This is a genomic window from Zarconia sp., from assembly GCF_057467645.1.
The window spans coordinates 1-13,456 of record NZ_JBRJXU010000012.1 but is presented as its reverse complement, the minus strand read 5'-3'; the positions used below and the strand labels follow the sequence as shown (position 1 = coordinate 13,456).

Sequence of the window (13,456 nt, the reverse complement as noted above, 5' to 3'; positions counted from 1 at the left end):
TAGCGTTTCTTAAGGAATCTCGAGGGCGATCGTTTTCTTTTGTTTCGCGGTTTGAGGAGCGCAATCTGAGGCAATTAGACCATTGATTGACTTGGGTTAGACTAATTCTATAAATTTCCTCTCTTGAGGTCAAACACCGGTGAAAAGACATCTCTCACCCATTTGGCAAGCACTCAAAACGAAGTTCTACTCTCTCAGTATCAGTCGCAAGCTAGATGTAGGTTTCGGAGTGTTAGTGGTGCTGACGTTTCTCGTCGTGGGGCGAAATTATCTCGGTGGTGCTCTGGTCGCAAGGAAAATCGATCGGACCCGAGAATTACACGTGCCAACGGCATTGACTTTAGCTCAGGCACAAGCGGATTTACTACATATGTCATCCCACGTTCGAGGATACCTCGCCACGGGAGATTCGGATTTTCGCCATCGCTATCAACAGGCCCGACAGAATTTTGAAGCGCATATAATTTTAGCAACGGAGCGATTACAAAATCCTCAGTGGAAAAATCGCTCTTCTCCAGAAGACGTAGGACGGCTGCAAGAACTACAAGAGAAATACGAAGCTTGGAAAGCGCTCCCCGAGCAACTCTTCGTACTCCACGATAGCGGGCGAGCCAATCAACCGGCACTACAACTGCTCGAAGAGGAAGGGGAAATTTCGATCGCCATTATTCTCTCAGAAATTGATAGCATTATCGAAGAACAAGCAACTCGAGCGCCATCTGTGGATAATAGCCGGCTGCTCGAAGATTTGGGAAATTTTAAGAGTTCTTTTGCCCTACTCATTTCTTCGTTACGAGGGTATTTAGTCACGCAAGATCCCTCATTTCGATTCGAGTATGCAAGCTACTTCAATACCAATCGAGAAATCTGGGAACAATTACTCATCCAAAGAGAACGGCTCGCGATAACCCAACAAGATCGCTTGGATGAAATCGCCCGCCAGCGGGATGCGTTTGCCGATCTACCCCAGGAAATGTTCGATATTGTTGAGGGGGATAGATATCGGGAAGATTTGTACTTGTTCGGTACCGAAGCAGAACCCCTGGCTGCGGACATGCTGAGCTTGCTCGAAGAAATTGTGGCCAGCCAGCAGAGGACTTTAGCGACGGAATTAGCGGGGGGAAACCGAAGTTTGACCACCGCTCAGTGGCAAACGCTACTCGGGGGATGGATCGTGGTGGTGGTGGTGGCGGGAATGGCGGTATTGCTGCGTCGGAAGATTGCGGCTCCCATCCGACGGTTGACGACGGCAACGGCTCGGATTGTCGAGGGAGATTTCGATACGAAAGCCAAGGTGGAATCTGGCGACGAAATCGGGACTCTGGCGATAACCTTCAATCAAATGACCGACTCGCTCAAGCAATCCCGGCAAAAATTGGAAAATTACAACCGCAACCTGGAGCAGCAGGTGGAAGAGCGAACCGTTGCCCTAGCCCAAGCTAAAGATGCGGCCGAGGCAGCCAACCGAGCTAAAAGCGATTTCTTGGCAAAGATGAGTCACGATTTACGCACTCCCCTCAATGGGATTTTGGGTATCGCCCAAATCCTCCAAGACTCAAAAGCCGCAACGACGCGAGAACGAGAGGAAATCGATATTATTTACCAGTCAGGTCAGCATCTGCTCGATTTAATTGACGATATTCTCGACCTGTCGAAAATTGAAGCGGGGAAAATGGAGTTGAACCCCCAAGATTGTGCGTTTCCCAGTTTTTTGAAAGGAATTGTGGAGCTGTGCAAGGTGCGAACTGGGGAGAAAGGAATTGAGTTTCACGATCGCATTTCGGCGACGCTCCCCTCAACGGTCAGAGTGGACGAGAAGCGGTTGCGGCAAGTTCTGCTTAACTTACTGGGGAATGCGATTAAGTTTACCGATCGCGGCGGGGTCACTTTCGCGGTCAGCGTTTTGGAGACTCCCAAAGGGATGACGACCTCGTGCCATTCAACGACGGCCGATTTACCCGAGGGTCTCCCCACTTGGAAAATTCACTTCCAAGTTGAAGATTCGGGGGTGGGAATTTCGCCGGAGGAACTCGATAAGATTTTCCTGCCCTTCGAGCAAGTGGGAGAGAACCAGCGGCGATCGCAAGGTACGGGATTGGGGTTGGCCATCGGTCAGAAACTGTTGGAAATGATGGGCAGCCAACTCCAGGTGAAGAGTCAGTGCGGAGTCGGCAGTACCTTTAGCCTGACCTTAGATTTACCCGAAGCCGCACCGGCACCGCAGGTTTCCGCAGCCCCCGCCACTCGGATTGCATCCAATCGCTTCGATCCCGAGTTAGGTCGGAAACTGCCTCTGGATATTCTGTTAGCGGAAGATACGCCGGTGAATCAAAAAGTGGCTCGCCGAATGTTTCAGCGACTGGGGTACGAGATCGAGTTGGCTCAAGATGGAATCGAAGTGTTAGAGGCACTCCGCCGCCAGTCCTACGACGTGATTTTTATGGATATCCAAATGCCCGAACTCGACGGACTCGAAACCACCCGCCAGATTTGTCGGGAACGATCGGGCACCTCCCGTCCGTATATTATTGCCATGACGGCGAACGCGATGGAAGGCGATCGCGAACGTTGTCTGGCCGTGGGGATGGATGACTATATTAGTAAGCCGGTGAAGGTGGAAGCGATCGTGCGGGCGCTCTATCAGTACCAGAATGCGGCTATGGTTTGAGATGTTGCAGTTCGTGCTGTTTTCGTTACCCAAAATTCTGGGTCAAACCAAGGCAAAATCCTCAGTATCGATCGTCCCAACATTCACATTCGATAGCGAGACTAACACCTCATCACCCACGCTAATTTGCGTGTTACTTCCCACCTGAGAAATGGTGAGTTGCGCAAACGTTAGTCCCCCTCGCAAACCAATAATATCCACCAATACGACTGAATGTGTCAAAATCCGTAGTGACTTTTCCGTCCGATCCAAAGTCAATATCTAAGCTGCCATCGCTGTTGTAGCGAGCGAGGGTGAAATCTCGTAATAACTCCTCACCCTCCATCGGAGATAAATTTCCAAACGGTTGCACGCCTGGATCGACAGCACCGACCGCCACCAAAATTTTGCCATCGGATGCAACGGTAATATCGCGACCTTCACTAAAACCTAAATCGGCAACAATTTTGCCATCTTCATCAAAACTGGTGTCCAAGGTTCCGTCACTGTTGTAGCGCACCAGTGCCACATCACCATCAGTTCCGCCAGTCATCACAATCTTGCCATCAGATTGCAAGGCAAGGGATGGAAAGTAGTCGAGAGTACCAATATCTGTTGTGACTCGACCCCCCGTTCCAAAGCTAGTATCGAGGCTACCGTCGCTGTTGAGTCGGGTCAGAACAAAATCACTTGGACTGCCACCCGTACCCATATCGGTAGCAATGAGGATCTTACCATTAGGCTCAATGACGATATTGGGAAGAGTAGAACCATCTTGTCGTACCACTTTCCCATCCGTTCCAAAAGTTGGATCTAAATCCCCCGCTGCCAGAACTCCCGTGTAAGACTGTTGCACCGCCATCGTCAGTGCTGCAGATGCCACCATCCGTTCGGAGCAAACTTCCAGATTCCAGCTTCCACCTTGTTGGGGGTTTCCTGTCAGCGTGGCAGAGGCAGCAATGTTCGCACCGGTCAGTTGTTGCAATTGAGTCACCAAAGATGGAGATTCGGTGAATTTTGAATATTCTCTGGCAACGTTACAACCGTAAAGCCAAATTTCGGCATTTTCTCCCAACGCCTGCCGCCATTGCCGCAAGTGGGGTGCATACTTCTGGAGGTTTTCGAGATTTAGAACGGTGTTGCCCAGATACAGGCAACCGGGAGAACCGTGGGAAATGATGTGGATAGTAGAAATAGCGTTGCGTTCTGCCAGAATGCTGCTAATTTGAGCGATACCATTTTCTGCTGGGTGCAAAATCGCCACTTCTATCCCTGCACGAACTCCAGCCGCGAGGATCGCATAGTCTTCGACATTGGCATCGATCAAGACGATCGCATTTTCTTGGGTCTGAGTTTGTGGCGGTCGAATTTCTTCTGGTGTCAGGGTTTTTGAAGAGAGAATTGCCGGTTCAAACATCATCACATCTCCCAAGTGTTCGGATTCCAAGTATTCAGATTGGCTCGATCGCTATTCATCGAGCCATCGAACAACTTAGTACAGTATTAGGAAGGCAACCGAGTCTGTATGCATGAATTTGAGACAATTGATGTGAATCGTTACAATTCATCATGCGTAGCCTCGATGCCGTCACACCAAGGCAAAATCCTCAGTCTCGATCGCCTAATCCTCTTGCCCCACCAGCCAGGGCATCATCGGATCTTGCGCCAGCCGTTGAGAGACCGATCGAGCGCCATAGCGGTTTAAGTGGCTCGGATCGGAGAAGTATTGGGGTTCGTCGATGAGCAGATCGAACAAATTGCGAAATACAAATCCCCATTCTTTGGAGTTTGCCAGCATGTACTGTTGAAAGTCTCGCTCGTATCTCATGCGCACCGGATCGAGATAGTTTTCCGTCAGAGGCAAATTCACAAACACCAGTTCGCTGCCTCGGGAACGAACGAATTCCACAAGTGACGAAAACGCCGTCGCTTGCTTGCCTCGCAACTGAAAGGACTTATAGTCGGAATCGTAATCGCCGGGAACCTCCGGGTGATTTTCATAGTAGGTCACCGGATCGAAGCGCTCGCTCAGGGACAGGAAACCATTGGCGTAAAGGATACCCGCATCGCTGTCGTCGGGGATTTCCGTCTCGATCGCATCTCCAGCGGATTCCGTGGCGATCGCATCGGTCTCGATGGCATCGAGGAGCAGACTCGATAATTCCTCTCGCCGCTCGTAGGTTGACGAGCGCGCCGCGACCAGGTCGTTGAGATCGTCATCGAGATCTTGATAGGCACCAGACAACACCTCAAAAAACGATCGCGCCGGTTCCGTTGCCACCGGTTCTACCGGTTTTTGAGATTGAATCGGACGCATCCCTTTCGTCAACGCTTCGTACCCAGCCGACAGAACGATCGCGTTGTAGGTGCGATCTTCCCGTCCGCTATTAAATGCCCGCGCCCCATCAGCCCAGACAATCAGTTCCGGCAGTTCTTCCGTCGGTAACACTTTCGCGAGCAGGAAGTTAATCACCTGAGCGGTGGCCCCGTTGATACCGAAATTAAAAATTTGAATATCCGGATAACCTTGGGTGGCTAGAGTCTGTTGGATCGTTGCCGGATCGAGACCCCGCAGCGATCTCGAACTGCCCACCACCAGCACGTCGGGGATGCCGAACTCGCTGACGTAGTTTTGATAGAGGGCTAACTGCTCGTCGAATTGGTTGCTATTAAAAGAGGGGAAAAACTCTTCTCCCTCCACAGTCTCCTCCGTTGCCGCCCGGTTCACCGGCTGGTTACCCGGCTCGTCTCCCGCTGGCGCAGCGGTAAATCCCGAGGGGTTAAATACGTCACCGCTCCCATCTTCCTCCCATTCCGGTTCCACCTCTTCTGCCGGTGGAGGAGACTCGCCATGGTCAAGCTGTACCACCTTCCCCGCTTGACGGCGAGCTTCCGCCAGACGGGCGCGGGATTCGAGCATCTGACCGAGCCAGAGATCTCCGACAAAGGTCAACAAAATCCCCAAAGTTCCCCAAATTGCCGCCGTTGCCAGTTTGGGTTCCCCAGCGGCGGATCTTCTCAGATGTGCCGCGGCGTCGAGGGATTGAGGGGCAAAGAACTGCGTCCGACACAATGCCGTTTTCAAGGAGTCCGTCAGACTTCGGCGCGGGCTTGCGGGAGCGGGACGATCGAGTCCCATCGCACTCAAGTCCGGTTGGGGCAGCAAATCCCCCACATCGGCTTCCGAGGCGGCAAACTCTGGCATCGCATCGCGACTTTGGACGGTGCGGCGGACGAAATCGACCCCGTAACTCCATCGCGGCTGCTTCTGACCGGAACGACGACCGTAAATTCGCACCCCGGCAATGCCTTTCAATTGCAATTGGCGCAAAAACTTGACAATTGGATCGGTAATATTGCTCTGCTGGGGGCAAATCAACCCTTCACTCATCACGTGCAACAGATCGGATTTGCGGCGAATTTTAATCCGAATACCACCGGTGAGCAGTTTTTGAGCCAGATCGGGATTGAGCAATCGCTCGAGAGAAAAGGCGATCGCCTTGAGAGAGCCTTCCCGCGCTAAGGTCAGCGTCGGCACGGCCAGACTGCTCTTGCTCGCGGCTGGTAAATCCAGCCAAGCCACCCACCCCGGAGCGCTCGGTTCGGGGAAAGAGGCTTCGTAGGGGCGATCTAAGCCGTAGATGGTTGCCGCTTGAATCCCTCGCGGCGCGAGCAGTTTTAACGTCGGGGCGATCGCATCCATCACCCGTTCTCGATCGGGAATCGGGAAGCGTCGCTCGACGGTGGGATCGCCATCGGTGGGGGCAAATCCCATCCGAGGACAGCAAAAAACGTGCAGGGTCGTTTCCTTGAGAATCGCCGAAACTTGCAAGTGCTGGGGGGCTAACCCTTGATTCAACCGTTCGGAAATGGCGCCCACGTCACCCCAATGGGCCCACGTATTGATAATTCGATCGGGGGGGGTCAGATCCACCCGCAACATCCATTCCGGCTTCGGTTCCCCGCTGACCTGACCTAAAATCGCCGCATCTCGAAAACCTTGGAGGTTCAAATCCCGCAAATGTTGGGCGATGGGACCGCCGAGCAATGTCGGATCGGGGGCGTAGGTGGATTCGCACAGCACCCACAGGCGGCGATACACTGGGTTGAGGCTTTGGGAGTCTTCTAAATTTTTGATCGAGACTTTGACGCTGACTCCCAAATGACCGAAGGCGCTGTTGAGTCGAGCGGCAATTTCGTGGGGGTTGTCGGGTTCGGCAATCTGAGGAGGAGTGGGGGTTTGCGGCGACCGAGCATCTCGATCGAGCTGACTCAACCGTTCTTTGAGCACTTCTGCGGGGTTGACCTCAAATCGCACCGTCCAGTCTAAATTGGGGGAAGTCGTTGGAGTCCCAGAGGCGCGATCGATGTCTGACGAGCTATCTATTTGCCGACCGTACAGAAAAACCTGCTCGATATCGAGTTGCTCGTCGGGGAGGGGTAAATCTTGATGAATGGCCTGGGAGAATCGAGCCATGACCACCGTCGCATCTGGGCACTCTTGACCCTCACACCAGATGTGTAGTTGCTTGTCCCTCACTTGGACTTTGAGTTGTATGCCCTGAATATCTAAGGCTTGATACGCCCATTGGGTCAAGGCAAGCTGGGTATCAACTAGGACTTCTCGATCGACGTTCAAAACCACTGACTCTAATCTCTAATCTACGAAAGTAACGTAACAGTGAGATTTTCCGAAGAATGCACCTCGGTCATTTTGGGCATAGTGTAACATTCCACGGGGGAAGTCCCGAGCCGGACGCTGGGATTCGGGTTGAGATAAAAGCCAAGTCGAAATTCTCCAGGGTTGGATGAATTCTTCGATGGCTCTCGGGTACGATGGTCGTCAGTTGTTGACTCGAACTCAGTCATTTTCGTGGTTGCGGGTCTACAGAAGGCGCTCGTCGCGATCTTCAGGCGGGTCGGTCTCGCGAAACGAAAAACCCCGAATCTGAAAAAGATCGCTCTGAGTCTTCGCTGGCAAGCAATAGACATCTGGGAGAAAATAGGGAAGGTGGAACAGGGGCGATCGATGAAATATTGATGGCAATTTGAATTTTCACCAGACGTCTAATCGTCACCCCAAGCTCCAGCGAGCTGAGCTAGAGTACTTCACACTATCACATTTTATTGTAGGGACATATGCACTCAACTCAGAAAAACCGATCGAATCGCGAAGCGCCCGAGACCTCGAACCTACTGTTGGGATTGGCGACGGCACCCGTTCTTGTGGGACTGTGGGGCAGCCGGATGCTCTCGGAGTGGATGCGAGACATCGGTCAAGTTAGCGAGGAAATCTTGCGTGGCGATCGCCTTCCCATTCTAAATTTTCCGCCATCGGAAGAAGATGGGGAGGACGCAGAAATTGGGTGATTGGGAGAGGACCGACATGGGGGACAGTTTAGCCCTCGAAGCTCCCGAGAGCTAGCGTTGCTCTCGATGCTCCCTCAACCGACATCCATTCACGAGCGATGTATAGCCGTCGCCACTTCAATGAAGACACTTCGATCGTTAACCCGTGGTCTTTCTCCCCCAGCTCAAAACGGCTCCCCCTCGCGATGTCCGCGCTTGGTAGGTGCGACTGACATCGCTGTGGCCATCGATTTTTGCCGGTGGGAGCAAAGAATGTCACACTAATGAGTGTTGCGGTCGCAGGCATAACGCTGTCTATTTTAAAGAGAAGAGTGGAAGTGGGAGCATCTGGCTCCCTGCCAAAAAACACGCTTGTGCGATCCATTCGATCGGCATCGATCGATTAAACAAAACGTGTTTTGACAACAAATCCTGAGTTTTGACTCGGGTTTCACTCTAGAAGTCACAGATTCCGATCGCGATCGGGTCAACATCCAGTCAGGCACTCTGGGTCTTGACAACCTCCATTCCAGACCGATATCGCGTCTGCGAACAACCGATCGATTTAAGACGTTGCAGCTTAGATGGGTAGTGCATCCCAATCCATTACCAACCATTTTGGGCAATGAAAGGAAGTATTCTCGTCGTAGACGATCGACCCGAAAATCTACGCTTTTTATCGACCTTGTTAACCGAACAGGGATATGAAGTGCGCCGAGCGATTGACGGTCAAATCGCGTTAAATGCAGCTCGATCAAATCCGCCGGATCTGATATTGCTCGATGTGAGGATGCCAGATTTGGACGGCTATGAAGTCTGCGGACAGCTCAAAGAACTTGAGAATGTCCGTTCGATTCCCGTCATTTTTCTGAGCGCGCTGAACGAGGCGATCGATATCGTTCGCGCTTTCCAAGTTGGGGGGGCCGACTATATTACCAAACCCGTCAAATTTGAAGAAGTTCTCGTGCGGGTGGAAAACCAGCTCACCATCCGCAGGCTACAACAGCAACTCGAGCGTCAAAACCAACAGCTCAAGCAAGAAATTTACGATCGCCGTCAAGTTGAAGCCGCCCTGCAAAAAGCCAACCAAGCCCTGCAAAACGCCAACCAAGCCCTGCAAAACGCCAACCGGGAGTTACAGCGCTTCACCGATATCGACGGTTTGACTCAAGTGGCAAATCGAGGCAAATTCGACAACGACTTGCGTCAAGAATGGTTGCGAATGGCGCGGGAACAGTTGCCCCTCTCCCTCATCGTCAGCGATGTCGATCGATTCCGAGACTACAACCAGACTTACGGTCCTCAAGCTGGGGATGAATGCCTCAGAAAGATCGCCCGTGCGATTGGCGAAGCGCTCAACCGCCCTGCCGATCTGGTCGCTCGCTACGGAGGCGATGAGTTCGCCGTGATTTTGCCCAACACGACCAATCGAGGTGCGATTGACGTCGCCGAAGCGATCCAACTTGCCGTTTCCCAAGTGGGGGGTGCGCGCTTTACTCTCAGCTTGGGCGTAGGCACAACAATCCCCGAACCCGACAGTACCCCTGAAGCATTTCTCGATGCGATCGAACGGGTTCTCGATGCGGTCAAAGCTCGTGGAGATACCGGAGAAATCGTCGCCGTCGGCGAGGTTCCACCGGATATGGGATAGGCAACCGCCTCCCCAACATCGTGAGGGTTTGAAGCTGTAATCTTATTACTGGACACCTCTGCTCATCTCTCTTCATTGGTCTAGATTCTTCAAGAATTCGTCTACATCACGTCACTTTTGCTTCAGTCATTGAGTCTAAACTCCACAACAGAAAGTCAGCACCGAAAAGGTCTATATTTTTCCAGATGCGGACAAATTTGGGTAGGTATTACAGAACGGTTGTGTTCTAATCAAAGAAGTCGTCCCCACCGTTTGTTATGAATAAACCCGCCTCAGGTCGGTTGGTGCTCAATCACTCAACACACATTCCCGGTTTGATTCCGATTTTGGAGAGGCTCACCAAACTCGAAGGAATTCAAACTATTACCCCTGGGGTTATCGGACGGGTAAAAGGTCATACGCCGAAATTAAAATTGCGGGTCTCCGTACCCATTCGCGGCGGGTTCAAGCTCATCGCCCGTCAGGGCAAAACCGTGCAAGAGGTCTTTATTCTGACGGTTTTGAATCAATCGGACTTGGAATCCGAAGTCGGTCGTCTCCTCGATCGCAAGTAAGATCGAGTTGGGTTATATGACTGACAATATTATCGCTCTGGCAAATCCGTCACGAACATATGTCCGGGGGCGTGAGTTATCGCCAATTCCGGTTGCGCACGGGCGATCGCCATTTGAGGCGTGACCCCACAAGCCCAAAATACTGGCATTTCCCCCGGATGCACCGTTACCGGATCGCCAAAATCCGGGCGATCGAGTCGAGAAATCCCGATCGCGGCCGGATCGCCCAAATGGACGGGCGCACCGTGGGCGTGGGGATACTCTCCCGTTACTCGCACCGCTTGAATGGCATCCTGGGGGCACATCGGCCGCATTGACACCACCAACGGTCCGGAAAACGCCCCAGCCGAAGTACAGGGGCGATCGCTCACGTACATGGGAACGTTTTTGCCTTCCTCGATATGGCGCACCGGCAACCCCGATCGCACCATAGCCGCTTCAAAGGTAAAAGAACAACCGAGCAAAAATGCCACCATGTTCTCCCGCCAGAACGAGGTAATCTCCGATACCTCCTCGATCGGTTCCCCATGACGAAAGATGCGGTAGCGGGGCAAATCCGTTCGCAAATCTGCACCAGAGGCAACTCGTCGGGGTTCGGGATCGCCAGGATCGGTGACATCGAGAACGGGACAGGGTTTGGGATTGAACTGGCAAAAGCGCAGAAAGTCAAAAGCATCGGATTGAGGCAAAATGACTAAATTCGCTTGCACGTACCCCGGTGCTAAACCCGGCGTCGGGGCATCCCATTTCCCTTGGCGGCAGTGGTGGCGAAGTTCTGCGGGAGTCAATGGTTCTGGCATCGTTCTATTTGGCTTGGGGTGAGATCGAATCCGGTTGAATAACCAGAATTCCGGTGTATGGAAATGCCATTTTCGTTGATGGCGCTTCGTCATCAGTTTATTTACACGATTGAATAAATAGGTTTTTTCCATTCCCCATTCCCCATTCCCCATTCCCCATGACGGGAAATGGGGAATGACACCAGCGCGAACAGCTATACCTTGCCAAATTGGGTCGTATCGGGCTATGTTTCGATCGCTGCATCGGGCAGACGACTCCACTCATTCCACGAACCGTCATAGTTGCGAACGTGAGGGTAGCCCAGCAAATATTTTAAAACAAACCAAATATAGCCGGCACGCGCGCCGATCGCACAGTAGGGAAAGATTTCTTTTTCGGGAGTTACCCCTTGGCTGCGAAAGAGGGAGTGCAAATCGTCACTCGACTTGAAGGTTCCATCCTCATTGAGGGTGACGAGATGTTCCAAATGCACCGCACCGGGAATATGTCCCGCACGTTCCCCAGGTTCCGGGGGGTTCATCAGAAATTGCTCGCCGCGATATTCCGGGCGCGATCGCACATCCAACAAAATTCGATCGGGATGCTCGATGGATGCGAGAACTTCTTCGCAACAGACGCGCAGATTTTCGTCGATGGGCCCGGCGCGATACTCGGTGGGTGCGAACGTGGGGACTTCTGCGGTGACGGGACGGTTTTGGGCGACCCACATTTGATGTCCGCCATTGAGTACTCGCACGTCGCGATGCCCAAATAATTTTAACAACCAAAAAATCCAGGCCCCGGTACCGGGATAGCTGCCATAGGCAACCACGGTCATCTCATTGGTAATGCCAGATCGCGAGAGGAGTTTTTCAATCGCCCTCGGATCGAGATTCATCCGCAAATCGGGACCGAGTACGTCCGCAAAGATATTCCAGAATACCGCACCAGGAATGCGATCGGGCGCTTCGGGCTGGGGACGCATATCGACTTCCACGATGCGCACGTTGGCATCGTTGAGATGGTCTTCCAACCAAGTTGCATCGACGAGAACTTCGGGATGTGCGTAATTCGTCATTAGTTTTTCCTCAACTCAGGATTGAAATGGGGTTCGTACGGGGTTGAAGTCCGAGCGATCGCATTAGCCAACCGTCGAGGTCGAAAATCGAGCAAATTCGATCGATAAAAAGCACAGAGTGCGAGTTCGTTAGAGTCATAGAGTCCGCCAGCTCAACGTGCAAATGCTTTAACAACCCCAAATCCAGGTTAAAATTGACCCCCAAGTCCCGCATAGACCTCGATCGGGTACACTTTGTATGAGGGTCGGGAAGTCAATCCCATGCAACACTTCATAGAAACTCCCCTAAAGGAATTATTTGACGCGATCGCCCAGGCGCAGACTGAAGACGAACTCCGGGAATCGATCGTGGCGAAGGTGGGTGCGTACTTTGCGGCCAAACGCTGGGGTTTGTATTTTACGAACGAGTTTCCCGAAATTGACGACAATACCCCAGCCATGATGAAGCGGGCGCTGTCCCTGGACGACAATCCCGTACTGCGCTACCTAGTGCAACGTCATGCGGCGATTCACGATGAAGCAATTCTGCCTCGGGGAGTGTGGCGGAGGATTTGCCCGCGCGCAGACCACGGACACGTGATGGTAGGTCCGACCATTTGTAACGGTCAACTCATTGGTGGCATTGCCGTGACCCGCCATCGGGACGATCCGGCTTTCAATACCGAGAATTTGGCAGATTTAAGCGCCCTATGCCTGCATGTTTCCACGCGACTCTCGACCCTTCGTTCCCAATCTGTTGCCACGACGCTTAAATGCGTTCGCGAAGCATCTCCGAAGGTGAATCGCCTCACCCCACGGGAAACCGAAATCGCCGAACTCGTGGCGCGGGGTCTGACGAACCGGGAGATCGGTCAAACGATCTGGATTACCGAAAACTCAGTCAAACAAGCGCTCAAGCGAATGTTCCGCAAACTGGAGGTGTCGTCCCGCGCCCAGATGGTGGCAGAACTTTCCAGTTCGATACCAAAACCGGCGGCGCGATCGCAAAAACGTGCCGAAATCTAGTTTTTAAAAAATACAGTCGAAGCCAACAAGCTTTGACTGAGACTCAATGGGCGATACTGGGTTCGAACCAGTGACCCCTTCCGTGTGAAGGAAGTGCGCTACCACTGTGCTAATCGCCCTCAGATAATTATCGTATCATGAAGCGTGCGATATCGATCGAGGAAATTTTGCAGCGCGGAGTTCCCAGATGTAATAAACGTCAGTTCGGGATAGTTTCCGGTGAAGGTGGGGAATAGGGAATAGGGAATGGGCATTGGTGAAAGGTGAAGGAAATCGCTCATTTGTCAAGGGTGCGATCGCCTGGAGTGGGAGAGAGGTCGATCGGAGGTCTCAAACGTCCTTTACGCAAGGGTTTAACCACTCCAAGATCTTGGTTGTCCTCTCGTAGAATG

General features: G+C 52.5%; 10 protein-coding genes and 1 tRNA gene. 5 read left to right on the top strand and 6 right to left on the bottom strand.

All coding sequences use genetic code 11. The annotated features are described in order from the left end of the window. The first annotated feature begins 139 nt into the window (after positions 1-139). Positions 140-2,668, top strand: coding sequence for a response regulator (locus AC2215_RS02290; RefSeq protein WP_486808330.1), 2,529 nt, complete (start codon positions 140-142; stop codon positions 2,666-2,668). Positions 2,669-2,801: 133 nt separating this feature from the next. Here the strand turns inward: AC2215_RS02290 and AC2215_RS02285 are convergent, their stop codons facing one another. Further along, a complete protein-coding gene (locus tag AC2215_RS02285; protein WP_486808329.1) occupies positions 2,802-4,094 on the bottom strand; it encodes a DUF4347 domain-containing protein in 1,293 nt (430 codons plus the stop codon). 174 nt (positions 4,095-4,268) lie between these two features. After that, positions 4,269-7,292, bottom strand: coding sequence for a hypothetical protein (locus tag AC2215_RS02280; protein WP_486808328.1), 3,024 nt, complete (start codon positions 7,290-7,292; stop codon positions 4,269-4,271). A gap of 494 nt (positions 7,293-7,786) precedes the next feature. Here AC2215_RS02280 and AC2215_RS02275 point away from each other — a divergent pair, with 494 nt between their 5' ends. The 3 genes from AC2215_RS02275 to AC2215_RS02265 all read left to right on the top strand — a co-directional run bounded on the left by AC2215_RS02275 (position 7,787) and on the right by AC2215_RS02265 (position 10,201). Beyond that, positions 7,787-8,017, top strand: a complete 231-nt coding sequence (locus AC2215_RS02275) for a hypothetical protein (protein WP_486808327.1) — start codon at positions 7,787-7,789, stop codon at positions 8,015-8,017. A gap of 604 nt (positions 8,018-8,621) precedes the next feature. Next, on the top strand, positions 8,622-9,647 hold the full coding sequence (locus AC2215_RS02270; RefSeq protein WP_486808326.1) for a diguanylate cyclase domain-containing protein: 1,026 nt from the start codon (positions 8,622-8,624) through the stop codon (positions 9,645-9,647). A gap of 257 nt (positions 9,648-9,904) precedes the next feature. Beyond that, entirely contained in the window at positions 9,905-10,201 is a 297-nt protein-coding gene (locus AC2215_RS02265; protein WP_486808325.1) for a DUF2103 domain-containing protein, read from the top strand. Between the two features lie 29 nt (positions 10,202-10,230). On the opposite strand, the gene AC2215_RS02260 is transcribed toward AC2215_RS02265, so the two are convergent. Both AC2215_RS02260 and AC2215_RS02255 read right to left on the bottom strand, forming a co-directional pair. Continuing rightward, positions 10,231-11,001, bottom strand: a complete 771-nt coding sequence (locus tag AC2215_RS02260; RefSeq protein WP_486808324.1) for a putative hydro-lyase — start codon at positions 10,999-11,001, stop codon at positions 10,231-10,233. A 224-nt stretch (positions 11,002-11,225) separates the two neighbouring features. Further along, positions 11,226-12,059, bottom strand: a complete 834-nt coding sequence (locus AC2215_RS02255; protein WP_486808323.1) for a sulfurtransferase — start codon at positions 12,057-12,059, stop codon at positions 11,226-11,228. 261 nt (positions 12,060-12,320) lie between these two features. Here AC2215_RS02255 and AC2215_RS02250 point away from each other — a divergent pair, with 261 nt between their 5' ends. After that, entirely contained in the window at positions 12,321-13,064 is a 744-nt protein-coding gene (locus AC2215_RS02250) for a helix-turn-helix transcriptional regulator (protein ID WP_486808322.1), read from the top strand. A gap of 47 nt (positions 13,065-13,111) precedes the next feature. Here the strand turns inward: AC2215_RS02250 and AC2215_RS02245 are convergent. Together AC2215_RS02245 and AC2215_RS02240 are read right to left on the bottom strand one after the other, a co-directional pair. Beyond that, positions 13,112-13,183, bottom strand: a tRNA-Val gene (locus AC2215_RS02245). Beyond that, positions 13,184-13,345: a hypothetical protein gene (locus tag AC2215_RS02240; protein ID WP_486808321.1), complete on the bottom strand. Its 162-nt coding sequence runs from the start codon at positions 13,343-13,345 to the stop codon at positions 13,184-13,186. Positions 13,346-13,456: the final 111 nt, after the last annotated feature.

Coding starts and splice junctions, on each gene's coding strand:
- AC2215_RS02275 (WP_486808327.1), top strand. CDS start 7,787: ATGCACTCAACTCAGAAAAACCGATCGAATCGCGAAGCGCCCGAGACC.
- AC2215_RS02270 (WP_486808326.1), top strand. CDS start 8,622: ATGAAAGGAAGTATTCTCGTCGTAGACGATCGACCCGAAAATCTACGC.
- AC2215_RS02265 (WP_486808325.1), top strand. CDS start 9,905: ATGAATAAACCCGCCTCAGGTCGGTTGGTGCTCAATCACTCAACACAC.
- AC2215_RS02260 (WP_486808324.1), bottom strand. CDS start 11,001: ATGCCAGAACCATTGACTCCCGCAGAACTTCGCCACCACTGCCGCCAA.
- AC2215_RS02255 (WP_486808323.1), bottom strand. CDS start 12,059: ATGACGAATTACGCACATCCCGAAGTTCTCGTCGATGCAACTTGGTTG.
- AC2215_RS02250 (WP_486808322.1), top strand. CDS start 12,321: ATGCAACACTTCATAGAAACTCCCCTAAAGGAATTATTTGACGCGATC.
- AC2215_RS02240 (WP_486808321.1), bottom strand. CDS start 13,345: ATGAGCGATTTCCTTCACCTTTCACCAATGCCCATTCCCTATTCCCTA.